General features: G+C 69.9%; 23 protein-coding genes and 1 pseudogene. 14 read left to right on the plus strand and 10 right to left on the minus strand.

Annotated elements, in window-relative coordinates; translation table 11 throughout:
* Positions 1 to 138 precede the first annotated feature (138 nt).
* A complete protein-coding gene (locus OHO83_RS41940; RefSeq protein WP_266676062.1) occupies positions 139 to 1608 on the plus strand; it encodes an MFS transporter in 1470 nt (489 codons plus the stop codon).
* Positions 1609 to 1876: 268 nt separating this feature from the next.
* Positions 1877 to 2011 (plus strand): hypothetical protein, encoded by a 135-nt coding sequence (locus OHO83_RS41945; RefSeq protein ID WP_266666231.1) that lies wholly within the window; start codon positions 1877 to 1879, stop codon positions 2009 to 2011.
* Positions 2012 to 2181: 170 nt separating this feature from the next.
* Here OHO83_RS41945 and OHO83_RS41950 read toward each other — a convergent pair whose 3' ends face one another.
* Positions 2182 to 2901: a haloacid dehalogenase type II gene (locus tag OHO83_RS41950; RefSeq protein WP_266666229.1), complete on the minus strand. Its 720-nt coding sequence runs from the start codon at positions 2899 to 2901 to the stop codon at positions 2182 to 2184.
* 175 nt (positions 2902 to 3076) lie between these two features.
* Between OHO83_RS41950 and OHO83_RS41955 the strand changes: the two genes are divergently transcribed.
* A complete protein-coding gene (locus tag OHO83_RS41955) occupies positions 3077 to 3640 on the plus strand; it encodes an NADPH-dependent FMN reductase (protein WP_266666227.1) in 564 nt (187 codons plus the stop codon).
* Positions 3641 to 3677: 37 nt separating this feature from the next.
* Here OHO83_RS41955 and OHO83_RS41960 read toward each other — a convergent pair whose 3' ends face one another.
* The 3 genes from OHO83_RS41960 to OHO83_RS41970 all read right to left on the minus strand — a co-directional run bounded on the left by OHO83_RS41960 (position 3678) and on the right by OHO83_RS41970 (position 4873).
* Positions 3678 to 4070, minus strand: coding sequence for a VOC family protein (locus tag OHO83_RS41960; protein WP_266666225.1), 393 nt, complete (start codon positions 4068 to 4070; stop codon positions 3678 to 3680).
* On the minus strand, positions 4067 to 4369 hold the full coding sequence (locus OHO83_RS41965; protein WP_266666223.1) for an ArsR/SmtB family transcription factor: 303 nt from the start codon (positions 4367 to 4369) through the stop codon (positions 4067 to 4069). Before OHO83_RS41965 ends, OHO83_RS41960 begins: the two co-directional genes overlap by 4 nt.
* A gap of 156 nt (positions 4370 to 4525) precedes the next feature.
* On the minus strand, positions 4526 to 4873 hold the full coding sequence (locus OHO83_RS41970; RefSeq protein ID WP_266666221.1) for an HAD family hydrolase: 348 nt from the start codon (positions 4871 to 4873) through the stop codon (positions 4526 to 4528).
* Between the two features lie 33 nt (positions 4874 to 4906).
* Here OHO83_RS41970 and OHO83_RS41975 point away from each other — a divergent pair, with 33 nt between their 5' ends.
* The gene (locus OHO83_RS41975) at positions 4907 to 5395 is read left to right on the plus strand and encodes a MarR family winged helix-turn-helix transcriptional regulator (RefSeq protein WP_266666219.1); all 489 of its coding nucleotides are present in this window, start codon (positions 4907 to 4909) and stop codon (positions 5393 to 5395) included.
* A 12-nt stretch (positions 5396 to 5407) separates the two neighbouring features.
* Here the strand turns inward: OHO83_RS41975 and OHO83_RS41980 are convergent.
* Positions 5408 to 6633, minus strand: a pseudogene (locus tag OHO83_RS41980) (RNA-guided endonuclease InsQ/TnpB family protein).
* Between the two features lie 179 nt (positions 6634 to 6812).
* On the opposite strand from OHO83_RS41980, the gene OHO83_RS41985 reads away from it, so the two are divergent.
* The 4 genes from OHO83_RS41985 to OHO83_RS42000 all read left to right on the plus strand — a co-directional run bounded on the left by OHO83_RS41985 (position 6813) and on the right by OHO83_RS42000 (position 11110).
* The gene (locus OHO83_RS41985) at positions 6813 to 8099 is read left to right on the plus strand and encodes an MFS transporter (RefSeq protein WP_266680360.1); all 1287 of its coding nucleotides are present in this window, start codon (positions 6813 to 6815) and stop codon (positions 8097 to 8099) included.
* Between the two features lie 510 nt (positions 8100 to 8609).
* A complete protein-coding gene (locus tag OHO83_RS41990) occupies positions 8610 to 8954 on the plus strand; it encodes a YciI family protein (protein ID WP_266680362.1) in 345 nt (114 codons plus the stop codon).
* Positions 8951 to 10198, plus strand: a complete 1248-nt coding sequence (locus tag OHO83_RS41995) for an RNA polymerase sigma factor (protein ID WP_266680364.1) — start codon at positions 8951 to 8953, stop codon at positions 10196 to 10198. Before OHO83_RS41990 ends, OHO83_RS41995 begins: the two co-directional genes overlap by 4 nt.
* Before the next feature lie 177 nt (positions 10199 to 10375).
* The gene (locus OHO83_RS42000; RefSeq protein ID WP_266680366.1) at positions 10376 to 11110 is read left to right on the plus strand and encodes a DUF899 family protein; all 735 of its coding nucleotides are present in this window, start codon (positions 10376 to 10378) and stop codon (positions 11108 to 11110) included.
* A 30-nt stretch (positions 11111 to 11140) separates the two neighbouring features.
* On the opposite strand, the gene OHO83_RS42005 is transcribed toward OHO83_RS42000, so the two are convergent.
* The gene (locus OHO83_RS42005) at positions 11141 to 12091 is read right to left on the minus strand and encodes a helix-turn-helix domain-containing protein (protein WP_266680368.1); all 951 of its coding nucleotides are present in this window, start codon (positions 12089 to 12091) and stop codon (positions 11141 to 11143) included.
* Between the two features lie 90 nt (positions 12092 to 12181).
* Between OHO83_RS42005 and OHO83_RS42010 the strand changes: the two genes are divergently transcribed.
* Positions 12182 to 16411: a S8 family serine peptidase gene (locus OHO83_RS42010; RefSeq protein WP_323187139.1), complete on the plus strand. Its 4230-nt coding sequence runs from the start codon at positions 12182 to 12184 to the stop codon at positions 16409 to 16411.
* Between the two features lie 64 nt (positions 16412 to 16475).
* Here OHO83_RS42010 and OHO83_RS42015 read toward each other — a convergent pair whose 3' ends face one another.
* From OHO83_RS42015 to OHO83_RS42025, 3 genes are all read right to left on the minus strand, one after another.
* Positions 16476 to 17840 (minus strand): MFS transporter, encoded by a 1365-nt coding sequence (locus OHO83_RS42015; protein WP_443066111.1) that lies wholly within the window; start codon positions 17838 to 17840, stop codon positions 16476 to 16478.
* 50 nt (positions 17841 to 17890) lie between these two features.
* A complete protein-coding gene (locus tag OHO83_RS42020) occupies positions 17891 to 18535 on the minus strand; it encodes a TetR/AcrR family transcriptional regulator (protein ID WP_266680372.1) in 645 nt (214 codons plus the stop codon).
* Between the two features lie 69 nt (positions 18536 to 18604).
* Positions 18605 to 19603, minus strand: a complete 999-nt coding sequence (locus OHO83_RS42025) for a GlxA family transcriptional regulator (RefSeq protein WP_266680374.1) — start codon at positions 19601 to 19603, stop codon at positions 18605 to 18607.
* Between the two features lie 188 nt (positions 19604 to 19791).
* On the opposite strand from OHO83_RS42025, the gene OHO83_RS42030 reads away from it, so the two are divergent.
* The 3 genes from OHO83_RS42030 to OHO83_RS42040 all read left to right on the plus strand — a co-directional run bounded on the left by OHO83_RS42030 (position 19792) and on the right by OHO83_RS42040 (position 22554).
* Positions 19792 to 20376 carry an isochorismatase family protein gene (locus OHO83_RS42030; protein WP_266680376.1) on the plus strand — a complete coding sequence of 195 codons (585 nt, stop codon included), beginning with the start codon at positions 19792 to 19794 and terminating at the stop codon, positions 20374 to 20376.
* Positions 20376 to 21119: a cysteine hydrolase family protein gene (locus OHO83_RS42035; RefSeq protein WP_266680378.1), complete on the plus strand. Its 744-nt coding sequence runs from the start codon at positions 20376 to 20378 to the stop codon at positions 21117 to 21119. Before OHO83_RS42030 ends, OHO83_RS42035 begins: the two co-directional genes overlap by 1 nt.
* Positions 21120 to 21414: 295 nt before the next feature.
* Positions 21415 to 22554, plus strand: a complete 1140-nt coding sequence (locus OHO83_RS42040; RefSeq protein ID WP_266680380.1) for a hypothetical protein — start codon at positions 21415 to 21417, stop codon at positions 22552 to 22554.
* A gap of 186 nt (positions 22555 to 22740) precedes the next feature.
* Here the strand turns inward: OHO83_RS42040 and OHO83_RS42045 are convergent, their stop codons facing one another.
* On the minus strand, positions 22741 to 23160 hold the full coding sequence (locus OHO83_RS42045; protein ID WP_266680382.1) for a DUF4345 domain-containing protein: 420 nt from the start codon (positions 23158 to 23160) through the stop codon (positions 22741 to 22743).
* A gap of 89 nt (positions 23161 to 23249) precedes the next feature.
* Here OHO83_RS42045 and OHO83_RS42050 point away from each other — a divergent pair, with 89 nt between their 5' ends.
* Both OHO83_RS42050 and OHO83_RS42055 read left to right on the plus strand, forming a co-directional pair.
* Positions 23250 to 23861, plus strand: coding sequence for a TetR/AcrR family transcriptional regulator (locus tag OHO83_RS42050; RefSeq protein ID WP_266680384.1), 612 nt, complete (start codon positions 23250 to 23252; stop codon positions 23859 to 23861).
* Positions 23862 to 23956: 95 nt separating this feature from the next.
* Positions 23957 to 24526, plus strand: a complete 570-nt coding sequence (locus OHO83_RS42055) for a hypothetical protein (protein ID WP_266680386.1) — start codon at positions 23957 to 23959, stop codon at positions 24524 to 24526.
* Positions 24527 to 24536 lie beyond the last annotated feature (10 nt).

Below are 24536 nucleotides of genomic sequence, written 5' to 3' on the forward strand. Positions count from 1 at the left end.
ACGCAGTCGGCACTTGCGTTTACCTGCGGATCCTCCTACAGTCCGTTAACGCAGCCAGAGACTGCTTTAAAGCGCTCCGGTGTATCGCCACGCACGTCGACGGTGGCGCGGCGCGACCAACGATTGAGAGGAATTCCCATCGCTGCATCGCATGGATTCGTAGGCAGTCGGTCCCACCGCACCGTGCTGCTCACGGTGACCTGTCTGGGCCAGTTCATGGTCCTGCTCGACAACACGATCGTTGGAGCGGCGCTGCCCGATATGCAGCACCGGCTGCACACTCAGCTGACCGGTCTGCAATGGATCGTCGACGCGTACGTACTGCTGGTCGCCATGCTGCTGATGTCCGGCGGCATCTTCGCCGACCGGTTCGGCCGCAAGCAGGTGTACCTGTCCGGCGTGGTGGTGTTCACCGTCGCGTCGGTGCTGTGCAGCCTCGCGCCCTCGGTCGGCTGGCTGGTCGCCGGCCGGGTGCTGCAAGGCATCGGGGCCGCGGCTCTGAGCCCTGCCTCACTGGCCCTGCTCGCCGCCGCCTATCCCGTGCCGCAGGAACGGGTCAGAGCAATCGGGCTGTGGGCCGGATTCAGCGGAATCGGTCTGGCCGCAGGCCCCGTGGCCGGCGGCGTGCTGACCGACGCCTTCGGCTGGCCCGCCATCTTCCTGGTCAATCTGCCCATCGGCGTGGTCCTTCTGCTGGTCGGTCTGCGCAGCCTTGAAGAGACCCGCAACCCGGGCGCCCCCGCGATCGATATCCCCGGGACGGTGCTGTCCGTTCTGGGGGTGGGGGCGCTGACCTACGGGCTGATCGAGGGTGGTGCCCGCGGCTGGACATCGCCGATGATCCTGGGCAGCTTCACCGCCGCGATCATCCTCCTCGCCGCGTTCGTCGCCGTCGAAGCGCGCCATTCCGCTCCGATGCTGCCGCTGCGGCTGTTCCGGCAGCGCCTGTTCACCGTGTCCAACACCGCCATGGTCGTCGTGGGGTTCGCGCTCATGGGGTCGTCGTTCTTCTTCTCCCAGTTCTTCGTGTACGTCCAGGGCAGCTCGATCCTGCGGGCCGGACTACAGACCCTGCCGGTATCCCTCGCCATGGTGGCCGTCAGCCCGTTCGCGGGCCATCTCGCCGCCCGGTACGGCTTCCGCATCGTGGTCACCACCGGCCTGGCCCTGGCCGGCCTGGGACTGCTGGCGCTCGGCATGGTGCACGCCGACACCGGCTACGGGAACGTGTGGTGGCGGCTGGGCGTCATCGGCACCGGCTTCGCCCTGACCCTGTCCCCACTAACGGGAGCCGCCATCCAAGCGGTCAGCCCGCAAGAAGGCGGCCTCGCCTCAGGCGTCAGCAGCACTACCCGGCAGATCGGCGCGGTACTCGGCGTGGCGGTACTCGGAGTCATCGTCCGCACCCGGCAATCCGGCGGCGCCTCCTTCGAGACCGGCCTCAACAGCGCCTTCGTCGCGGCTGGCGCCATCACCTTGGCCACCGCCGTGTTCACCGGCCTGTGGCTGGCGAGGTCCGAGCCCGCGGAACGCTCCGTGGCGCCGCAACGTTCCCCCCATCCAGATGCGGTCACCACGTCGAACGAGGCATCCGCGAAAAGCCGTTGACAACAACAACCGCCTCGGCCGGGAGGTGTCCCGTCGGAGGCTCCTCCAGCGGGACACCTCCCGGCACACACCAGGATGGCGCCCCGCGCCTAAGGCCATCGACGACGACATGCTCACCTTCGCCCAGGCTCTCAAAGCCAAGGGCACCCCCCGTCCCCGACATCACGAAGAAGCTCACCGTCAAGACCGGCAAAAACGCCGGCCAACACCCCTCCGTCGCGTCGCTCTACCGGGCGCTCGCCGAGGCCGACGACTGAAGGAGAGCGAGATGGTGTTCAAGCCCCGGTCAATGCTCCAGGCCCTGTGCGACGTGTGCGGCGCCGATCTGGTCGATGATGAGTGGGACGGCACGCTCATGGTCTTCGACACGGAGAAGGAGGCGCGCGGAGCGGCCCGCCACTAGGTTGTACGTCCTCAGCGACCGGCTCGTCTGCCACGGCGACGACGCCAACCACCGCCAGGCGATGGACGACCTGATGTCACCCGAGCCCGCCATCCAGATCCTCCGCCAGGTCCGAACTGGACCAAGATCACCCCATGGCCCGTTTCTGCCGGATCTGGGTCATACCCCACCTATGACGTGGGCCGGCCGAGGAGGGACGGGTTGTCCTTGTCGAGTTGGTCGGCCAGGTCGTCCAAGCCGTCGGCGTACAGGTCGAACTGGTCCGTGACGGTGGGCGGGTCGCCGACGGGACGGGTGACGTAGGCGGTGCGCAGGCCGAGAGTCTGGGCCGCACGCAGGTCCCAGGCGTGGGTGGCGACCATCAGCAGGCGCTCGGGCGGTCGTGCGGAGACCGTCACGGCCAACCGGTAGACCGCCGGGTCCGGCTTGTAGGTCCGGGCGTCCTCGGCGGACAGCGCCTGATGCCAGCGCAGGCCGGCGTGGGCGTTGACTTCCAGCAGCGCCGTCCGGCTCGCGTTGGAGAGCCCGATCAGCGGGTGCCGTTCCGCGAGTCGGGCGAGGCCGGTCACGGTGTCGGGCCATGGCGGGAGCCGTCGGCCTGACCGGGCGAGCGCCGCCACGGAGGCCGGGTCGCCGACTCCGGCGGCCTCGGCGACGAGCCGGGCGGCTTCCTGGTCGAGTGCGTCACTGGTGAGGTAGGTCCGGCCGCCGTCGAGGACGCGACGCTGCTCGCGTTCGATGTGCTGCTGCCACAGCGACAACAGCTGTTCGACGGTGGAGCTGTCGAGCGACGGGTCGAGTGCGCGAATGCCGTTGCGGATACCGGCGGGTTCGTCGACGAGGGTGCCGAGTACGTCGAAGACGACGGCATCGATCTCCAGCTGCGACATGGGCGAGGTCTCCGTGCGAGGGGTGAAACGCCTGAGGGGCGAACGTAGCGGGAGGGCCGCAAAGGGGGCAAGCCGCGCATAGGCGGCTCACAGCGGAAGTAGGGGAGTTGGGCCCCGATCGTGCGCCGCAGGAAGCCGCAGCCGGAACCGGCTCACGGCCCGATAGGTTGAGCGGATGACCACGCTGCCTTCGATCCTGCTGCTGTCCGGAAGCCTGCGCACCGATTCCTCCAACGAGGCCGTGCTGCGCACTGCGCAGGCCCTGGCCTCCCCTCAGGTGCGCACGGTCATGTACGACGGGCTGGCGGCGCTTCCGCATTTCAACCCCGACGACGACGCCGATCCGTTGCCGATCCCGGTGGCCGCGTTGCGCGCGGCGATCGCGGAGGCGACGGCGATCCTGATCTGTACGCCGGAGTACGCGGGCACCTTGCCGGGTTCGTTCAAGAACCTGCTGGACTGGACGGTCGGCGGCACCGAGATCTGCGACAAGCCCGTGGCCTTCGTGAACGCGGCTGCCCCGGGCCGGGGCGAGGGCGCCGCGGCGACCCTGCGCACCGTACTCGGCTACACGGGCGCCGACATCGTGGAGTCGGCCTGCGCGAGGATCCCGGTGGAGCGCCGGATGATCGGCACGGACGGAGTGATCACCGATCCCGCGGTGCGGGGGCAACTCGGCAAGGTGCTCGGCCTGCTCGCGGAGTTCCACGCGCCGGCCGTGAAGCCCGCCGAGGCGTAGTCCCGGCCGGGGGCCTCTCGCGCGGGCGGGCGGTCGCCTACTCCGGCTTCGTCGCGATCTGGATCAGGTTGCCGCAGGTGTCGTCGAAGACGGCGGTGGTGACGGGGCCCATCTCCACGGGTTCCTGGGTGAAGACCACACCGAGGGCGCGCAGGCGCTCGTACTCCGCCTTGACGTCGTCGACGGCGAACTGGGCGAGAGGGATGCCGTCCGCGACGAGCGTGTCGCGGTAGGGCTTGACGGCCGGGTGACCTGCCGGCTCCAGGAGGAGTTCGGTGCCGCCCGGCTCGTCGGGCGAGACGACGGTCAGCCAGCGGTCCTTCTCGCCGACCGGGACGTCGTGCTTCTTCACGAAGCCGAGGATCTCGGTGTAGAAGCGCTCGGCCTTGGCCTGGTCGTCGACGAAGACGCTGGTCAGGTGGATCCTCATGAGGTGCTCTCCTCCGGTTCGGATGTGTCGGGCACGGGCCATCGCTCCGCGATGTGGCGCAACGGCGCCGTGTTGAGGTCATGGAACTTGTAGCGGCCCTCCCGCCTGGTCTCGACGAGCCCGGCGGCCTCCAGTACGGCAAGGTGCTGGGAGACGCCCTGGCGTGAGATGCCGAGCTGATGCTTCATGCTCAGTCGCCCGCAGATCTCGAACAGTGTCTGTCCGGACTGCTCCGAGAGCTCGTCGAGGATGGTGCGGCGGGTGGGGTCGGCCAAGGCTTTGAAAAGATCGTCGGCCATGGCCACAATGATAGGCAACTCTTCACTTGCCTATCAAGTCGAGGTGTGCCGTGTCCCGGGCCGGCCCGCCGGGTGGCGGCCCTGGGTCTGCTGGAGGCCGTCCGATCCGGAGACGGGACCCGCGGAGCCCCTGCGTGCCGCCCGCGCCTCCGTCGTTCAGGCGCCTTGCAGGGCTCGGTGGAGGCCGGGAACATCGCGGAACCAGTGGGCCTGAAAGCCCAGCGCCTTGGCGGCCCCCGTGTTCGCCATCGTGTCGTCGGCGAAGAAGCAGTGTTCCGGGTTCGTGCCCGCTGCTCGGCTCGCGCGACGGAAGGCTTCGGCGTCCGGCTCGGCGACGCCGAGGGCGCAGGACATCAGCAGCTCCGAGAAGAACCCGAGTTCCGGGTGCATGGCCTGCACGAGCTGCCAGTAATGGCGGTCGACGTTGGGCAGCGGCACGAGGTGGTGGTTCTCGGTCGGATTTCTGGCGAGTTCGGCCGATTCGGCTGGGCGGTAGTGACGCATCCTCATTTATCGCAGCGCTGTTATATTAGCACTGTGACATCTACCGACCCCACGACGCTGCCTGATCCGTGGCAGTCGCTGCACCAGCTGCTGGCCGCCATGGACGCCGAGATCGAGCAGGTCTACGTCGAGCGCGGCATCAAGGGGGTGCGGCCGCGGTTCGCGTACCCGCTGATCCGGCTCGCCCACACCGGACCGCTGACCATCCGCGAACTCGCCGAGTCCCTGAACCGCTCGCACTCCGCGATCAGCCAGACCATCGCCGCCATGCGCAAGGAGGATCTGGTCACCTCCGAACCAGGGCCCGACGCCCGCACCCGGCGGATCAACCTGACCGAGCGCGGACGCTCACTGGTGCCATTCCTTGAGGCCGAGTGGCGGGCCACGCACGCCACGGTCGCCGAGCTTGACGGCGAGATCCCGCATGCGATGACGGCTGTCGTCGAGGAGGTGCGGCGGGCACTGGAGCACCGGTCGATGCGGGAGCGGATCCTCCACCACCTCACGGAGCCAGCGCATTGAAACCTCCCCCAGCTAAAGCAGGGGGATTCCTAGCTCACGTGGCCTGATCCCCGGCGGGGATGCAGGTCTTACACGATCAGCACTAGCCGGGACAGAGACCAGCCCGGACGAGCATCACACGGGCTGAGTTTTTGTCCCGAGGTCGGGACACCCCGCACGTGGTGCACGTATACGTTCGTTCTGAGAGGCAGCGCGTGCTTGGTTCTCGCTCCGCATGCTGCGCAGTCCATCGTGGTGTGCGCCGGGTGCACCAGGTGCACGGACCGGCCGTGCTTACGGGCCATCTCGACCAGGGCTGTCTTGGTCGCGCCGATCGCCGCGTCAGCGGCCTTCTTGGCCATGGTGGACTTCGCGAGGAACTTCGGCCGGAAGTCCTCCACGGCCAGGCCGTCATGGTCGCGGACGACCTTCTTGGCCCACTTGCGGACGGTGTCCTGACGCTGCCGGGCCACCTTCTTGTGCAGCTTCGCCGTCTGCCGCTTCGCCTCGCGGTAGCCCTTCGATCCGGCGCATCCACGCTTCGGCTTACGCCGGGACATCATCCGCTGATAGTGCGCCCAGCGCTGGGCGGCCCTCTTCCCGTGCTGCGGGTGAGGAAGGTCGTGGTCGTCGCTGGTGGTGGTCGCGGTCTCCTTCACACCCCAGTCGATCCCGATCACCCGGCCGGTTTTCGGCAGTGTCTCGGGCATGCTCGCCACGACGAAAGACGCGTACCAAGCTCCGGTGCTGTCGCGGTAGACGCGGACGCTGGAGGGTGGCTCGGGAAGGGCACGCGACCACACGACCGTCACGGCGATGCCGCCTGCCAGGTGCAGGCGGCCGCCCTTGAGCCGAAAACCCCGCCGGGTGTAGTTCAGCGACAAGTCGTCCTGGTGCTTCTTCTTGTACTTGGGCATCCCGGCCCGCTGCCGCACCGGCACAGCGGCCCTGATGTCCTTCAGCGCCTTCGCCCCCGACTTCGCGAAATCGCGTATCACCTGCTGCTGAGGAACGCTGGAGCCCTCGCGCAGCCAGCCCATGCAGGCACGCGCCTCGGTCAGCATCTTGTCCAGCCGGGCCGGACCACACTTCTCGTTCTCGGCGTGCGCCCTCTTCGAGCGGGCGCAGCACTCATTCCACAGCCACCGGCACCGCGCCCATTCCGCTGCGAGAGCGCCAACTGCGGTGGACGACACGCGAAGACGGAAGGTGTAGCGGGCATGCCCGACACCTGCCTTCTCCTGCGCCGCGTTCGTCATGAACAGCAACCTATCCGGGAGGACTGACAGTTGAGAGCTCTGAACCAATATGGGCTGCCCCACCACCACGACGGGAGCACGCCGATCCGCCCAGCCGGCGAATCACCTTCTCCTGCCCTGCCCCGCAGGAGTCCGATCCCTCCCCGGCCCGAAGGCCGGACCGGCCTCGGAGAAATCCGGTGAACAGGCGTGTCCGATTCCTCGACACCCGCCCGCTGCGTGGCAGCAGGCCGTTCCGCGACCTGTGGATCGGCACCTCCACCTCCCAACTCGGCGGCCAGATAGCGACGGTGGCGGTGCTCGCCCAGGTCTGGGAGCTGACCGGCAGCACGGTGGGCACTGGTGCCATCGGGCTCGCCACCGGCCTGCCGATGGTGCTGTTCGGGCTGCTCGGCGGCACGTTGGCCGACAGTGTCGACCGCCGGGCGCTGGTGCGGGCCACTACGACAGGCCAACTGCTGGTCGCCGCAGGGCTGTCCGCTCAAGCCGTGGCGGGCAACCGGAATGTGTTCCTGCTGCTCGCCCTGGTTGCCGCCGGGACCGCTTGCGGCGCGCTGGGTGCCCCTGCCCGGCGAACCTTCCCGGTCCGGCTGCTTCCGGCGGACCAGGTCGCGGCAGGTCTCGCGTTGACCAACGTCTCGTTCCAGGTGGCGATGCTGGCCGGGCCCGCACTCGCCGGGCTGATCATCGCCCGCTGGGACCTCTCCGCCGCATACGCCGCCCAGGCTGTGGCGACGCTTGTCTCGGTGCTCGCGGTGCTCCGCCTCCCGGCCATGAAGCCCGGCGGCACCGACGCGAAGGTCTCCAGGCGCCGCCCGGAGCGCGGAGGTTGGCGGATCGTCCTGCGCCGCCCGACACTGTGGGGCTCGATGGCCACCGACCTGTCCGCGACGCTGCTCGCCATGCCGATCGCGCTCTTCCCGCTGGTCAACGAGATCCGCTTCGACGGCAACCCGCAGACCCTCGGTCTGTTCCTCTCGGCCGTCGCGGTCGGCGGGATCGCGGCCGGCCTTCTCTCCGGCATGGTGACGCGCTGGCGCCGCGGCGGCCTGGTCCAGCTGTGCGCTGCCGCAGTCTGGGGCCTTGCGCTGGCGGGCTTCGGCCTGTCCGGGCCGCTGTGGCCGGCGCTCGGATGCCTGGCTGTGGCCGGGGCCGCCGACACCGTTTCCGTCGTCACCCGCAGTGCACTGGTCCAGCTGGAGACCCCGGACGCGTACCGGGGGAGGGTCTCCTCCGTGGAGCACGTCATCGGCGTCGCGGGCCCCGAACTCGGCAACTTCCGGGGCGGCTTGATGGCATCGGCAACCTCCGCCCCCTTCACCCTGGTCACCGGCGGCCTCTCCGCCACGCTGGCTGTCGCCGCAGTGGCAGCGACGAACGCCTCCCTCCGCGCGTACCGCACGCCGCCGACCCCCGACGAGCCGACCGCGCCCGAGACCGTGGACGCGGCGACAGCCACTGGGTAGCCGGTCATGGCCGACCCCACCGAGTGGTTGCCGCGGCCTCAGGTCGAGCATCCTGCTCCGGCACGGTCGTTCGTCGGCGCCTTCGGCTCCCCGGCCCGGGTTTGTTCGCGAGCCGCCCATGTTCCCGAGGCTGCGGAAGCGTTGGCGGGGCTGTTGCTGGACACCGAGGACACGGCGGTCACCGGCAGACGGCAGAGGCCTTGGCCCGCGTGGGAACGACGGCCTCAGTAAGGCTCCTCGCTCTCGCGATCGCCGGGGCCGACGACAGCCAGGCCGACTGGATGGAGACCGGAGTGCATGACGCGCTGTGGGGCCGGACAACGCGCCGGACGTCGCAACGGTCTGCGGACAGCGCGGCCGCGACCCATTAGCTGCTGTCCGTCAAGGTGCAGCGGAGATCTTGGCATGGACGGACGACAGACCGAGCCGGTCACGACAAGGAGCGCGGGTGTGGTGTGGCCCGTCTGCGATGCGATTCGCAACCCTCACGCCGACGATATCGGAGGCAGAATGAACAGGGTGAAGTACGTGCTGCTCATCTGCGACGACGAGAAGGCTTCGCCCAGCAACGAGGACCTTGCGGCGGACCCCGTGCACCAGGCCTGGCTCGCGGACCTCGACCGGCGGGGCGGCATGCTCGTCGGCGCGCGGCTGCGTCCGGTGGTGGACGCGACCACGGTCCGGGTCCGGGGTGGCGAAACCCTGGTGTCGGACGGCCCGTTCGCGGAGACCAAGGACTTCGTCGGCGGCTTCGTGATCGTCGAGTGCGCGGACCTGGACGAGGCGATCGCGATCGCCGAAGGCCATCCCTACGCGCGCTGGGGCGGCGTAGAGATCCGCCCGGTCTGGGAATGACCGCGCCGGACGACCGGGTCCGCACGGCCGTCGACACCGCGTTCCGGGACGAGTGGGGTCAGGTGGTCGCGACCCTGATCGGGGCGACGGGCGACTGGGACCTGGCGGAGGACTGCGCGCAGGACGCGTTCGCCGCCGCGCTGACCACCTGGACGCGTGACGGCGTGCCGCGCCGTCCGGGCGCATGGCTCACCACCACCGCCCGCAACCGCGCGACCGACCGGCTGCGGCGCGACGCCGTCGGCGCGGCCAAGCTGCGCGGGCTCGCCGCGATCACCCGGGGCCCGGACGAACCACCGGTGGAGGACATCCCGGACGAGCGACTGCGACTGATCTTCACCTGCTGCCATCCGGCGCTGCCCTTCCCGGCCCGGGTCGCGCTCACCTTGCGTACGCTGGCCGGGCTGAGCACCGCCGAGATCGCCCGGGCCTTCCTGACGGCCGAGCCGACGATGGCGCAGCGCCTGGTCCGCGCCAAGCGCAAGATCGCCGAGGCCGGCATCCCGTACCGCGTGCCACCCGCCGACCTGCTCCCGCAGCGACTCGGCGCCGTCCTCGCGGTGCTGTACCTGATCTTCAACGAGGGGTACGACGACGAGGGCGAGGCCGCCCGCCGGGCGCTGACCGCCGAAGCGATCCGGCTGGCCCGGGTCCTGGTCCGGCTGATGCCCGGTGAACCCGAGCCGCGCGGGCTGCTCGCCCTGATGCTGCTGCACGAGGCGCGCCGCATGACCCGTACGTCCGACGGCGTGCTCGTCACGCTGGAGAAGCAGGACCGGAGCGGGTGGGACCAGGGGTTGATCGCCGAGGGCGTGGAGATCCTCGACCTGGCGCTGGCCGGAAGGCGTACCGGGCCCTACCAGGTCCAGGCCGCGATCGCCGCCTGCCATGCCACCGCGCCCGACGCGGCGAGCACGGACTGGCCGCAGATCGCGGTGCTGTACGCGGAGCTGGCCCGGTTGGCCCCGTCCCCGGTCGTCGAATTGAACCGGGCGGTGGCGGTCGCGATGGCGGAGGGCATCCCGGCCGGTCTGGCACTGGTCGACGAGGTGGCGGCATCCGGGCGCCTCGACGGCTACCACCTGCTGCCCGCGACCCGGGCCGACCTGCTCCGCCGCTCCGGCCGGACGGCCGAGGCCAGGCAGGCGTACGAGGAAGCCCTGAATCTGGCGCCGACCGAGGCCGAGCGGCGCTACCTTTCCAGCCGGATCAGCGAGCTGACCAGCGGAGACGGTGAGCTCTGACGAACTTCGCACATTCCGCGAACTTTTTTCGCCGCGGCTGTCGATCCGGTGGGGCCGCGTTCGTCGGTGGGGTGACAGTCGCTCCGGAGAAGAGCCGCAGGAGAGCCGCCGAAGACCCTTCGGTAGGCACCCTCCGGACAGCACCCTCCGGACAGGACATGAAGGGATTGAGTTCTCATGAGCACCGAAACGAGCGCTCCGGCACCCAAGGCCGTCGACCGAGCCGCCTACCAGGCAGAACTGGACGCGCTGCGGATCCGGGAGAAGGCGTACACCCGTGAAGGTGACGCGATCGCGGCGGCCCGCCGCAGGCTGCCCATGGTGGAGGTGGACGCCGGTACCCCGCTGACCGGCCCGTCCGGCCGGGTCACGCTGCTGGACGCCTTCGAGGGCCGCACGCAGCTCATCGCGTACTTCCAGATGTGGCACGCCGACCACCCCGCCGCCGAGCAGTGCGAGGGCTGCACGTTCTTCAACAGTCAGGTCCGCGAGCTGTCCTACCTGCACTCCCGTGACGTCACCTACGCGACGCTGTGCCAGGGCCCGTACGAGGAGAGCGTCCGCTACCGCGACTTCATGGGCTGGGACGTGCCCTGGTACTCGGCCCGGGAGTCGATCGACACACTGATGGCGGGGCGAGGCCCGTTCATGCTGGCGTGCTATCTGCGCCAGGGAGACCGGGTGTTCGAGACGTACTGGACCACCGGCCGTGGCGTCGAGGCGATGGACCAGACGTACGGTCTGCTGGACCGGACGGCGTACGGGCGGCAGGAGCCGTGGGAGGACTCGCCCGCCGGCTGGCCGCAGATCAGTGGCAACTACATGCGCACCGACGGACGCCCCACCGCCCAGTGGCCCCGCCTGCGGGCCGGACGCTCCGACGACCTCGAGGCTGCCGGGCAACACGGCTAGCCGCTCAACCGGCTTACGGATTACGGGAATTCAGATCCATCCCCGCCGCGCCGCGATGACCCCCGCCTGGAAGCGGTTCGCGGCGCCCAGCTCCTCGTGAAGGCGGCTGATCCGGCGCCGCATCGTCCGTACCGACCAGCCCAACTGGCGGGCTATGGCCTCGTCCTTGAGACCGCCGACGAGGAGGGTCAGCATCTGCCGGTCCTCCTCGCCGAGGGGGTCCTCCTCGGTGGGGGCACCCAGCGGGGTCGCGGTGCGCCAGCACAGTTGCCAGTAGTCGATGAGGCCGTCGAGCAGGGCCGACGGGCGGATGACGGCGGCGCGTACCTCCGTGGTGAAGTCGAGAGTGAGGGGCATCAGGGCGAGGCGGCGGTCGGAGATGGCCAGTTTGATGCGCAGGCCCGGCAGTACGCGGGCCTGCTCGCCGTGCGCCACCAGCTCGCGGATGTCGCCCAGGACTCCGGGCCACTCCAGCGCCTCGGGGGCGTAGACGGCGCGGTAGCGGACACCCCGGGTGAGGGCGGTCGCTTCGACCGGGTTGGAGGTGGTCAGCGCGTACGGGGGGCGGTCCAGGGTGATGACCTCGTCGCGCGCTTCCTGCTGGAGCTGTACGAACCAGCGGCCCAACGCCTCGCCACCGGTGATGACTTCGACCTGTTCGGAGCCGCCCTGCCGGGCCGCGGCGAACAGCCGTGACAGCTCGCCGGCCGCCGCCCGCACGCCGTCGAGATCCGCGGTCCGGGAGCGGACCAGCGACTCCAGAGCCGCGCCCGGCTCAATGGCCGCGTACCGGCGGCGGGTTCCGGCGAGCCGTCCTACCAGGCCGTTCTCGCGCAGCCGGTCGAGGGCGCGGGCGACCCGCTCGGTGGAGCAGGACAGGTCGCCCGCGAGGTCGGCGGGCGAGGCGGTGTGCCGGACGAGGATCGCGCGGTAGACGCTCTCGTCGAAGGCTTCGATTCCTGCGGCGGTCAGCTGAGGCATGTCCGGATCTTGGCCCGTGTGTGCCAGGGGCAGCAATGGGCCAGGCAAAATCGTTGTCCGGACAACTGGCGTCCGATTAATTCGTTTGGCATGACCCCTCGAAGAACGTTCACCGTCGGGCTCACGGCCGCCGTCATCGGCGGCCTGCTGTCCACGGTGCCCCAGTCCGCCACCGCGGACCCACACCAGGACCCCGAGCAGCGTGTCATCGTTACGCTGTCCGGGGCTGCCGCCGTGACGGGAAAGGGCACGCTGCGGTCCACCGACGCCCAGGAGATCGGCGCCGACCGCGCCTCCCTCTCCGCCCGGCAGAAGACGCTCCTCGGTGACGCGAAGGACGCCGGTCTGCACACCGGCTCCCCGCGCCGCCTGAACCTGTTGCTCAACGCGGTCGCCCTGACCGTGAAGGCCTCCGAGGTCGCCGAGTTGAAGCAGCTGCCCGGGGTGGCCTCCGTGGTCCCCGACGCCAAGATGCACATCCTCACCGACGACAGCGTGCCGCTGATCAACGCCCCTCAGGTCTGGCAGCGCAAGGACCCGGCGGGCAACGGCGCCGACGGCAAGGGCGTCACCGTCGCCGTCCTCGACAGCGGCGTCGACTACAGCCACCCGGACCTGGGTGGCGCTCTCGGCAAGGGACACAAGGTCGTCGGCGGCTACGACTTCGTCAACCGCGACGCCGACCCGACGGACGACAACGGCCACGGCACCCATGTCGCCGGCATCATCGCGGGCAGGGCCGCCGAGAAGGGCGGCGTCACCGGCGTGGCCCCGGGCGCCAACCTCCTTGCGTACAAGGTCATGGACGATGCGGGCGAGGGTTACACCTCCGACATCGTCGCCGGTATCGAGGCCGCGATCGACCCGGCCAATCCGCACCGCGCCGATGTCATCAACATGAGCCTCGGCGGCTACGGCGACGGCCACGACCCGCTCGGCCTGGCCGCAACCGCCGCCACCAAGGCCGGAGTTGTCGTCGTCGCCTCGGCCGGCAATGAGGGCCCGGGAAGCGGCACCGTCGGCACCCCGGCCGCTGCCGACGGCGTCATCGCGGTCGGGGCCTCGGTCAGTGGCCTGCGCATACCCGGCGCCACCTACAAGGGCGGCAAGAAGATCCAGACGTACCGCGGCGTGATCTCCGCGAACCCGCCCGCGGCCCCCGTCACGACCGGGGTCGTCGACCTCGGCCAGGGCACCCCGGAGGACTGGGAGCGGGCCGGAGACGTCAAGGGCAAGGCCGTCCGGATCGACATGCTCGTCGCGGACACCCAGGAGCATCTGTCCGCCGGGGAGATCGAGATGGCCCGCGAGGCGGAGCGCCACGGGGCGCTCGCCATCATCGGGGGGACGAGCTCGGGTGGCGGTCCGGTGCTCGCCGGACAGCCGGAGGGCGCCGACCGGCCGGACACCGCGGGTCAGCCGCCGGCGAAGGCGGACGGCACCGTGCCGCTCGCCCCGGCCACGTCCGTCATGGAGTCCGGCGACTCGCTGCGCATGGACTCCATGGTCATGCTGGGCGTCGACTCGACCCAGTACGCCGAGCTCGGCCGCCGTCTGGCGGACGGCAAGGTCGAGGTGACGATCAGCGGCACGGACGTCACCGACAAGATTGCCTCCTTCTCCTCGCGCGGCCCCGACCTGAACTGGGACCTCAAGCCGGACCTGGTCGCACCGGGATACGACATCCGCTCCACGATCCCCAAGTCCCTGTACGCGCCCGGCTATTACCGCCTCTCCGGTACGTCGATGGCGGGACCGCACGTCGCGGGCGCAGCGACGCTGCTGCGCCAGCTCCACCCCGGTGAGACCCCGACGAAGATCACCTCCGAACTCGTTTCCAGCGCTCGGCAGTTGAAGGACTACGGGACGACGACCAAGGGTTCCGGCCGACTCGACGTCGCCGCGGCCGCGGACCGGGCGGACGGCGCCATCACCACCGCTCCGGCCACCCTCTCGTACGGGCTCGCGGACCTCGCCAAGCACACCGTGGGCGGCAGCAAGAAGCTCACCGTCAACAACTCCGGATCCCGGACCCGCACCGTCCGCGTGAAGGTGAGCGGCGAGGCGCGGGTCACCCCGAGCAGCCTGCGTGTCCCGGCGGGTGGCAGCGCCACCGTGACCGTCACCCTCAGCGCCGACCGCCCCACGGGCGAGGCCGAGATCGACGGCACGGTCACCGTCACCCCGGAGGGCGGCGCGGCCCTGCGCGTCCCGTATCTCCTGGTGGTGCGCCGGCTGTTCGTGCAGGCGGGTCCCGACCCGAGCGACGGCAGGTCGACCGCGGTCGTCTTCACGCCGGCCCCGCTGGCGAAGCCGCCGGTCCTCACCGTGACCCCGCCGCACGGCAGGCCGTACACGGTCACCACCGAACTCCGTTCCGGGAACGTCTATCAGGCGGAGATCACCGGCCGCGGCGTCGGCGCGCATCTCGTCTCAGTGACCGGTCGGACCACCGACGGCAAGACCCTGACGAGCAACCGCGACGGCTTCGAGGTCACCCCCGAGGACAGCCGCGACTCCCGCTGGCAGCCGGTCGGACCCAACTCGGAGAGCGGCGACATCAGCACCGCGCAGAGCGACCCAGGGGCCGCCGTCCTCACTCAGTACAACAAGGCCGGCCCCTGGTCGACCGAGGACAAAGGCGCGACCTGGAAGCAGCACACCAGGCTGCCGCTCGGCAATGTGTCGGGCCAGGCCTTCACCGTCATCGACCCGACGAACGCCAAGCGCTGGTGGTACGCCGCGAACAGCGCCTCCGGCATCCCCCGCACCGGCTCGATCCTGCGCACGGAGGACGCCGGCCGCAGCTGGAAGACCCTGAACACCCCCGACACCCCCCTCTACGACTTCCTCGCCGACGAGGCGACGAAGACCCTGGTCGCCCGCACCGCCACCGATCTGCTGATCAGCAGGGACGGGGGCGACACCTGGGCGTCCGAGCCCATAGGTCTTCCGGCCGACCACGTCTACGACCTGGCGATCGGCGGTGACAGCCTCTACCTCTCGGCGGGCACGTCCCTCTGGAAGCGCGACGGCCTCTCCACCGGCACGCTCGGCGCGGCCGTCAAGGTCCACGACTCGGTGGACGGCGCGGTCTCCGTCAACGTGGTCGCGGACAGCCAGGTCGTGGCGATCTACGAGATCGGCTCGGGCATCGTCGGTTCCTTCGACGGCGGCAAGACCTGGGCGGCGCTGGACAATCACGGATACGGCGCCTCCGGGATGACCCTCACCGGCGGCGACCTGTACGTCAGCTACGGCGGTGACACCCGGGTCGGCCGCAACCACGGCCGCGAGTGGAGCACCATCCCCGGCGTCAACGAGGCCTCGACCGTCTCCGACTTCGACCGCTGGGCCGACGGCTCGCTCACCGTCTCGGCGGACGCGGCCGGCGTGTACCGGAGCACGGCGGACGGCAAGGACTACCGGCGTCTGGGCGTCCAGGGCGGCACCGTCAACTCCCTGGCGGTGAGCGGCGACCAGCTGCTCGCGGCCGGCCGGCAGGGCAGTCACCGGGCCCGGCTCCCGGTCTCCGGGGCCGAGTGGGGCACCACCGGGGGCGAGGGCAGGATAGGCGTCGAGACCCGGCTGCTGCAGACCTCTGCCAAGGACTCACGGATCGTCTGGCGGGTGCAGTACAACGCCTGGGGCGGCTTCCGTCTGGAGCGCAGCGGCGACTCGGGCGCCACCTGGAAGAAGAAGGGCGAGAGTGACGGCACGGTGTTCGCGATGGCCGTGCACCCCGCAGACCCCGACCGCGTGTACGTCTCGTACGGCAACCTGTTGGGCGTGGGCCTGTTCTCCACCGAGGACGGGGGAGCCAACTGGAAGAACCTGCTCAACGACCGGACGTACTTCACGGCGGTCGCGGGTGACCCGAAGAACCCGGACCGGCTGTGGCTCGGCGCCCCCGACGGCCTCTACCGCTCGGACAACGGCGGCGACGACATCACCAAGGTCAGCGACGGCCGCGTGGACACCATCGAGTTCACCGGCTCACGGATGCTGACCGGCGGCGACGCCATCAAGGTGTCGACGGACGGCGGCAAGACGTTCCGCACCGGCGACACCGGCAAGCTGCCGCTCCGGGTCAAGGACGTGCTGCAGGTGGGCAGCACGCTGTACGCGGCGACCACCAGCTACTGGGAGACCGCCCTGCCACGCGGCGGGCGTGGCGTCCTGCGATCCACGGACGGCGGCCGGACCTGGCAGAACATCTCCACCGGCCTGCAGAACCTCAACGCGACCAGCCTCGCGGCCGGTGGCGGCTGGCTGTACGTGGGCACGGTCCAGGGAGGTGTGCACCGCCTGAAGCTCTGACCGTCTCCCGAATACGCGCCGCACGTGGCCCTGGGGTGGGGTCGCGTGCGGCGCTTCGTGGTTGTTACAGGCGTTCGCCGACCTCTGCAACAGCCCCTTCCTGTGGCTCCGGTCGACGCGGCGGGACGTGTCCGGCCGGGCGTCGAGGCAGTAGGCAGGCGGGAATCAGACCGAGGAGAGCGAGGAGCGCCAGGGGCAGCAGGCTGAGGCTCATCGTGGAAGCGGAGCCGGCGGTTGCGCCCGTCGCGCCGGCTGCGACCGCGATGCCGAGCGACGGGCCGATGTTCATCGCCGTCTGCTTGAGCCCTCCGACGACTCCGGCATACCCCGGCGGCGCATCACCGACGACTGTCCCGGTGGCGGTGACCATCACCGTGGCGAACCCGGCACCGAGCGCGGCGAAGGCCACTGCCATGGACGGCCACGGGCCGGCCGGACCGAGCGACGACAGCTGCGCGATGCCGACCACGACGAGAGCCGTGCCCGCGACGGCGGTGCGCCGTGGGCCGTAGCGGCGCAGTGCGGCGCCGGCCACGGGCGCGCCCAGGACCATCAGCGCGGTCAGCGGAAGGACGCGCAGGCCAGTGGCGAGCGGGGCGAGACGCAGGGTGTCCTGAAGGTAGAACGTGGCTCTGAACAGGGCGCCGAACAGACCCGCGCTGATGACCAGGAGGAGTGCCATGGCCGCGGTCACAGGGACGGACCGGGCCACGGCACGCGGCACGATCGGGTGTGCGGCGCGGCGCTCGTGCAGGACGAGTGCCGCCGACAGGGCGAGGCCGACGGCGAGTTCGAGCAGCGTCGACCCGGCGGTCCAGCCGCGCCCCGGCACGCCGGCCAGAGTGTGGACGAGTACCGCGAGTGCCGCCGTGAGCAGGGCCGTGCCGGTGAGGTCCAGCCGTTGCGAACCGGCGCGTTCAGGCACCGGCGTACGGACGGCGAGGGTGAGCGCGGCGATCACCAGCGCAACAGGCACGTTGACCCAGAACACCGCACGCCATCCGAGATGTTGCACCAGGATCCCGCCGAGGACCGGACCGGCCCCGGCGGCCACCGCGATCGCGCTGGTGCGGACGGCGATGGGCGTGCCGAGACGGTCCGGCGGGTACGTGAGCCGCAGCAGGGCCAGTGTCGCGGGCTGGAGCAGTGCGCCGAAGACGCCCTGTGCGGCGCGCAGCGCGATGACCCAGCCGATGGTGGGCGCGAGCGCGATGCCGGCCGACGCGGCCCCGAATCCGAGGACGCCCGTGAAGAGGAGCCTTGCGTGTCCGTATCGGTCGCCGAGGCGACCGGCGACGACGAGCAGCGTGGCGACGGCGATCAGGTAGCCGGTGCTCGTCCACTGGACCTGGGCCACACTCGCGTCGAGATCATGGCGGAGGCTGGGCTGCGCCACGAGCAGGACGGTCCCGTCCAGCGCCACGATCATCGCCCCGGACACCGAGGCGAGGAGGGCGAAGGGCCGCCGTGCGGCAGTGCTCACGCCGTCACCGGGCCGAGGTGCGCGTCCAGAACTGCCGTGACGAGCCGGTCGCGTTCCTCGTCACCCGGCGGGGGAGTGGCGAGGGCCAGTTGCAGGCTTCCCCAGGTCCACAGCTGGGCGATGCCGTGCAGCCCGGACCACAGGGCGGCGGCGGTCACCGTGGGAGGTACGGCCGAACCGTCGGGCGGGCCGGGCCGGTGCACGGCGCCCGGATCGTCACCGCACCGGCCGACCAGCGCGACCATCCGCGCGAACAGCGGGAGCGTGGAGGTGCGCAACTGAGGCCCGCCGCCGTCCTGTTGCGCACCGTCGAGCAGATCGTGGCGGAACATCAGCTCGAACATGCCGCGGCACTCCAGCGCGTACCCGACGTAGGTCTTGGCAAGTTGCTCCAGCTGGGCGCGTGGTGGCGCCTCGGGGTCGACGGCGGTCTCGAAACGGGCCGCGAGGTCCTCGAAGCCGCGCCGCGCGACGGCCGAGAGCAGGGCGTGGTGCGTGGCGAAGTACCGGCGCGGGGCCCCGTGCGACACCCCGGCCCGCCGGGCGATCTCCCGCAGCCCCACTGAGGCGGAGCCTTCGGTGAGGACCAGGTCCACACCGACGTCGATCAGCCGCTCGCGAAGAGAGTTCTCATCAGCCATAGACACTGTCTACCACTGATGTGTAGACAGTGTCTATCGGCGGGGGCGGGGGTGAGCGGGTCTCGGTCGTCAACGGGTCTGGGGCACCCGGAATCTGCGGCGGTACTCCGTCGGCGTCGTGTTCAGCCGCCGTCGGAACGCCCGCACCAGGGTGTCCGTCGTGCCGAACCCGCAGCTGGACGCGATGCGTTCGAGGGTGGCGTCGGAGGATTCGAGGTCGTGGCGTGCCTTCTCGACCCGGACGGATTCGATGTAGGCGTGAGGGGTCATGCCCAGTTCGGTCTTGAAGAGCCGCGTGAGGTGACGGTCGCTGACATGCGCGTACTCCGCGAGGTCCACGACGGTGAGCGACCGGCTGATGTTGCGCATGATGTGGTGGCGCAGATCCTCGATGCGCCGCGTCGTGGAGAGCTGTTCCAGGGGAACGCTGAACTGGCTCTGCCCGCTCGGCCGTTTCAGGTACATCACGAGCTGCCGGGCGACGCGCAGCGCAATGGCCTCGCCGAGGTCATCGGCGATCAGGGCGAGCGACAGGTCGAGGCAGGCGCTGATGCCGGCTCCGGTCCACACGTTGCCCTCGCGGATGAAGATCGGATCCGCGTCGACCTCCACCGCCGGGTGATCCGCGGCCAGTTGCGGCGCGGTCGACCAGTGCGTGGTCGCCCGCTTGCCGTCGAGGAGCCCGGCCGCGGCGAGGAGGTGCGCTCCGACACAGACGGACGTGACCCGGTGCGTCCGTTCGGCGAGAGTCTTCACCCAGCTGACCAGCTCGGGGTCGACGAGCGCGCGCACGCGGCGCTCGCTGTCGACCTCCACCGAGCCGGGCACGATGAGGGTGTCGATGCTTCCCTCGGCGGCTTCCCGGAAGGTGATGTCCGGGAGGATGCGGACTCCGGCGGAGGTGGTCACCGGGTCCATGCTCTCGGCGGCGAGGGCGACGTGATAGCCCGCGGCGTCCTCGGTCTCGCGCCGGGCCAGGGAGAACACTTCCGGTGGTCCGGTGACGTCGAGCAGGTCGACGCCTTCGAAGAGGACGATGACGATGAGCCGCCTGGCGATGTCCTGCATGAGTCCCCCTGGTCGGCGATCGGCCGTCGACGGTTGGCAGTTGGCGGTCGGTGAAGCACGAGCGGCATGTCGGTATCTGCATGTTAGACGTCATTGTCGACACGCCTGCTGGGTCATAGCGTTCTAGTCGCAGCCCACCGCATCGCTCGGGCTGCCAACCTCACGCGAAGACCGAAGGCGGTACACCCATGTCCAGAACCACACTGCGCGAGCTCAACGGCTTCGACGAGACGCCCGCCAAGCTGGCCGACTCGACGCTGATCCTGATCGACTTCCAGAACACCTACACCCAGGGCGTGATGGAACTCGACGGGTGGGAGGCCTCGCTCGACGCCGCCGCGCAGCTGCTGGCACGGGCCCGCCAGGAGGGCACGAAGGTCGTCCACGTCATCAACGACGGCGGCGAGGGCACCCCGTACGACATCCGGGCCGAGATCGGCCGGATCCACCCCCGTGTCGCGCCGGCCGAGGGTGAGGCCGTCGTCGTCAAGCAGGTCCCGAACGCGTTCGTCGACACCGACCTGGGCACACACGTCCCGGACGGACAGGACGTCATCATCGCCGGCTGGATGACGCACATGTGCGTGGCGTTCACCGCGCAGGGCGCGTTCCTGCGCGGCAACCGTCCCACGGTCGTCGCGGACGCCACCGCCACCCGCTCGCTGCCGGTGGCCGGTACCGACCTCGACGCCTGCCAGGTGCACTACAGCGCCCTCGCCACCATCGCCGACCTGTACGGCGTCGTCGTACCGACCCAGAAGGAGATCGCCTGATGAAGCTGCTGCGTTCCGCCGCCGCGCTGAGTCTCGCCACCGTCCTCGCGGCCACCGCGACGGCGTGCGGCGGAAACTCCGAAGCCGCCGCGCGCACCGACCGCAAGCCGTCGCACGCCGGGGAGAACGCCGGAGGGAACGCCGGGGAGAAGAACGTCGCGAAGGACACGACGACGCTCCGGCAGCTCAACAAGCTGGACGAGACCCCGGCGAAGCTCTCCGACGCGACACTGATCCTCGTCGACTACCAGAACACCTACACCCAGGGTGTGATGGAACTCGACGGGTGGCACTCCGCGGTGAACAACGCCGAAGCCCTGCTGAAGCGCGCCCGTGCGGCGGGCACACCGGTCATCCACATCGTCGACAAGGGTTACGACCTGAAGTCGAAGGCCGGCCAGATCATTCCGGCACTCGAGCCGGCGAAGGGCGAGCCCGTCGTCGAGAAGACCGTCCCCAACGGCTTCCACCACACCGATCTCGCCGAACAGGTCAAGAAGGCCGGGCGCAAGAACGTCATCATCGCCGGATTCATGACCAACATGTGCACCCTGTTCACGACCCAGGGCGCGTTCCTCAACGGCAACAATCCGACCGTGGTGGGCGACGCCTCCGCGACCCGGCCGCTGCCGCTCAAGGGCAACCCGAACGGCATTCCCGCGAAGCAGGTTCACGAGGCCGCGCTCGCCACGGTTCAGGACCTCTACGGAGTCGTGGTCCCCAAGCAGAGCGCGCTCAAGTAGCCGGTACTCGCCCAGTGCTCGCCTCTCTATGCGACTTCGGAGGTCAGAGTCCGGAGCCCTGAGTTCGGAGCCCTGAGTTCGGCGTTCGGCGTTCGGAGGAGGAAGGAATGCGCATTCCTTCCCCCTCCGCCCCTCCTGATCCCCCAAAAAAGAGAAGAACCCCCACTAGTAAGGCCCCCCCACGAATGACTCACCCGACCAATGGACTTCCCCTCATGTCCCACATGCCCCCCATGCAGATGGTCCCCCCACTCAGTCAACATTCGCGCACCGAACCGCTACGGAGAAAACGAAGATGGCTACGCGCAGAGGATTTATAGGCAGCGCTTCCGGTATCAGCACCGCGGCGCTGCTGGGCTACTCGGCGTCCCCGAGTGCCGCGGACTCTCCGCTGACGGACACGGCGGGAACGGCCGCGTCGTCCGTGACCCAGCAGCAGGCAAAGGACTCGATTTTCGCTGTCAACGCCGGAATGCGCTCCAACTACGCCACTCTGAAGGCGGAGTTGGTCAAGCACCTGTCGCCGGTGATCGTGGTGCAGAACGACGCGAAGGGCGGCAGGTTCACCCTCGTGACGGCGAACGGTCAGGAGTCCGTCAACCCCGTGGCGGAGACGTTCGAGCTGGCGAAGTCCATCGCTCACGTTCCGCTCGGCTGCTTCTCCGTGATCGCCTCGTACCTCGCGGACAAGATCCCGAACCTGCCGAACGCCGATCGCATCGACCCGCATGACCTCCTGCTGGTCGCGTTCAACGACGACAAGTCCACCGCGTGGATCGAACCCCTTCAGGCCTACGCCGCCACCCTCGCCACGGCACGCGAGAACCTTCCCGCCGCCGGTCTGCCGGCCGCGCTGACCACATCGTGCGGCCACATCCTCGACGCCGCGCTGAAGTTCATCAACGCCTCGGTCCAGGCGAAGGTGTTCGACATGAAGTCCTTCGAGGACTTCTCCGGGAGCGTCTACCCCGACATCCGCGTCAACATGGAGCACGCCGCGCAGGCCCAGATCAAGGGCGTACAGGAGACCATGAAGGCCTGGCGCGCGAAGGTCGGCGAGGCGGCATGGGCGGATCTGTACTGCGTGGTGCTGTCGCAGTGGACCACCAGCGTGCTCAACCAGAACACCATCATCATCAAGGACTGCATGAACGCGGCGAAGGTCGCCACCCACCTGATCGACCTGCCCGGCCTCGAGACGCCGAAGGACCCGATCTTCACGGCGCTCGACAACCTCGCCCGGATCGTGCAGGACAACATCGCTGCGGAGATGGTGTTCCCGAAGGACACGAAGGTCGCCGACGCTCTGAAGGGCAAGGAGGACCTGCTGTCCGACGAGATCCTCATCCAGCTCGGCGGCAGCAGCGCGGTGACGACGCAGAGCTCCCCCACGTACAACACCCTCTCCGAGGGGATGTGCCCGGTCAGGAAGTAGCCACGGGCACGTTCTAGGAATCGACGCGTAGACGCCTGGAAAGTGCAGGCCGAGCGGTGCCGCCCACCCACGCGAAGCGGACGGCACCGCCGGCCGAGGCCGGCCCTGCGCGTCAGAACTGGAACCGGCCTCAATCGGTGAACGCCGGTCCGCCGCCCGGCAGTCGGACGGGCGGACGGTCAGTGGTCAGAGCGCCCCGACACGGTCCCCGTCCGCGGCCGTCTCCCTCGTCCTGCGCTCGTCCGCGGTCGACAGCCAGAACAGGAGCGGGGGAAGGGCGAGTTCGAGGGCGCTGAGCGGCACTTGGAACCAGTGCGGCCAGCCGTGGACGGCGACCGACAGCACGCGCCCGATGCCTCCGAGCAGGAAGATGCCGGCGAGCCACCGCACCGCCGTCGAGGGGATCGGCGACTGGCGTGCGGCCCAGATCCACGCGAGCCCGTATCCGAGGAAGATCGCGTTGTAGAACCGCTCCCGGCTGTCGACGGTCGCTCCCGTCGAGCCCTCGCCGGGTACGGAGGCGATGCCGAGGAAGAGGTGGTAGAGGCCGATCGCCGCGCAGGCGATGCCCATCGCCAGTGCGAGCCACTTGAGAAGTCTGGCCATGAGGGAACCGCCTCCGCTCACTAGTAGACCCGTGTCTACTAGTGCGACGCTAGAACCGTTAGTAGACATGTGTCAAGTAAGGTGGGTGCATGACCGCGCGCCGAAGACTCGATCCCGCCGAGCGCCGCAGTGAACTGCTCGACGTCGGAGCGCGGCTGTTCGCGGCGAAGCCGTACGACGAGGTGTTCATGGAGGACGTCGCCGAACGGGCGCGTGTCTCACGCGCGTTGCTCTACCGCTACTTCCCGAGCAAGCACGCCCTGTTCGCCGCGGTCTACCAACAGGCCGCGGACCAGCTGCTGGCCGCGACCAGGCTCGACCAGTCGGCGCCCGTCATGGAGCAGCTCGCGGCAGGGCTCGACGCGCACTTCGACTACTTCGCCGCCAACAGGCACACCGTGCTCGCCGCGAACCGGGTGCTCGCAGGCGACCCGGTCATCCAGGCGATCATCACGGGCGAACTGGCCGAGTTGCGACGGAGGTTGCTGGAAGCGACGGTGCTCGGCGACGGGCCGACACACCTTGTGTCGGCCGCGCTCACGAGCTGGCTGGTCTTCGTCCGCGTGCTCTGTGTGGACTGGCTGACCAATGAGTCGTTCAGTCGCGCCGAACTGCACAGGATGTGTGTCGGTGCGCTGAAGGGGGCGTTGGGCGCTGTGCTCGATCTCGATGCGCTGACCGGGGCGGAGGGCGGCCGGTGACCTGGCGCGGTCCGCGCGGCGTGGTCGGCCGTTGCGTACGCTGCGGCTTGTCGAGGTAAGCGGATCCGAGTGCCGAAGTGCGCGGGGGAGGCCCGATGGACGCCGGGCAACGGCATGCCGACAGGGGTGCCATGCTGGCCCGCTTCGCGGCCCGCATCCTCGTGGTGTGTCCCCGCTGCTCCGGGCGCGCCGTGGTCGTGCCTCGGCCCGGAGGGCCCGAACTGCGTTACTCCGTAGACCTGTTGTTTCTGCCCAGACGGCTGGTCTGCGCCCGCTGCGGAGCCACGGCCGAGTGGGAGCCTGAGCGGCGTGGCGGCGCACGCGTCGGGGTGACGCTCGGTGGTCCGGCCGAGCCGTTCTTCGGCCGGCCGTTGTGGTTGCAGGCGCGCTGCGCGGGCCGGCTGCTGTGGGCGTACGACATCGAGCATGTGGACGCGCTCGCGGCGTACATCGGCGCGCGTCTGAGGGAGCGGGGGAGTCCGTCGTCGTCCCTGGCGATGATCCCGAGGCTGCCCGACTGGATGACCTCGGCCGCCAACCGCAGTGAGGTCGTCGCGGGGCTCGCCGCCCTGCGGGCGCAGGCCGCGCGCTCGGCGCCGGAGGACCGCCCCGACACCGCCGACGGGAGCAGGGCCCGGCCGCAGCAGAGGCGCGCGACGTCCTAGGGCCGTTCGC

Source organism: Streptomyces sp. NBC_00569 (assembly GCF_036345255.1).
Classification (GTDB): Bacteria; Actinomycetota; Actinomycetes; order Streptomycetales; family Streptomycetaceae; genus Streptomyces.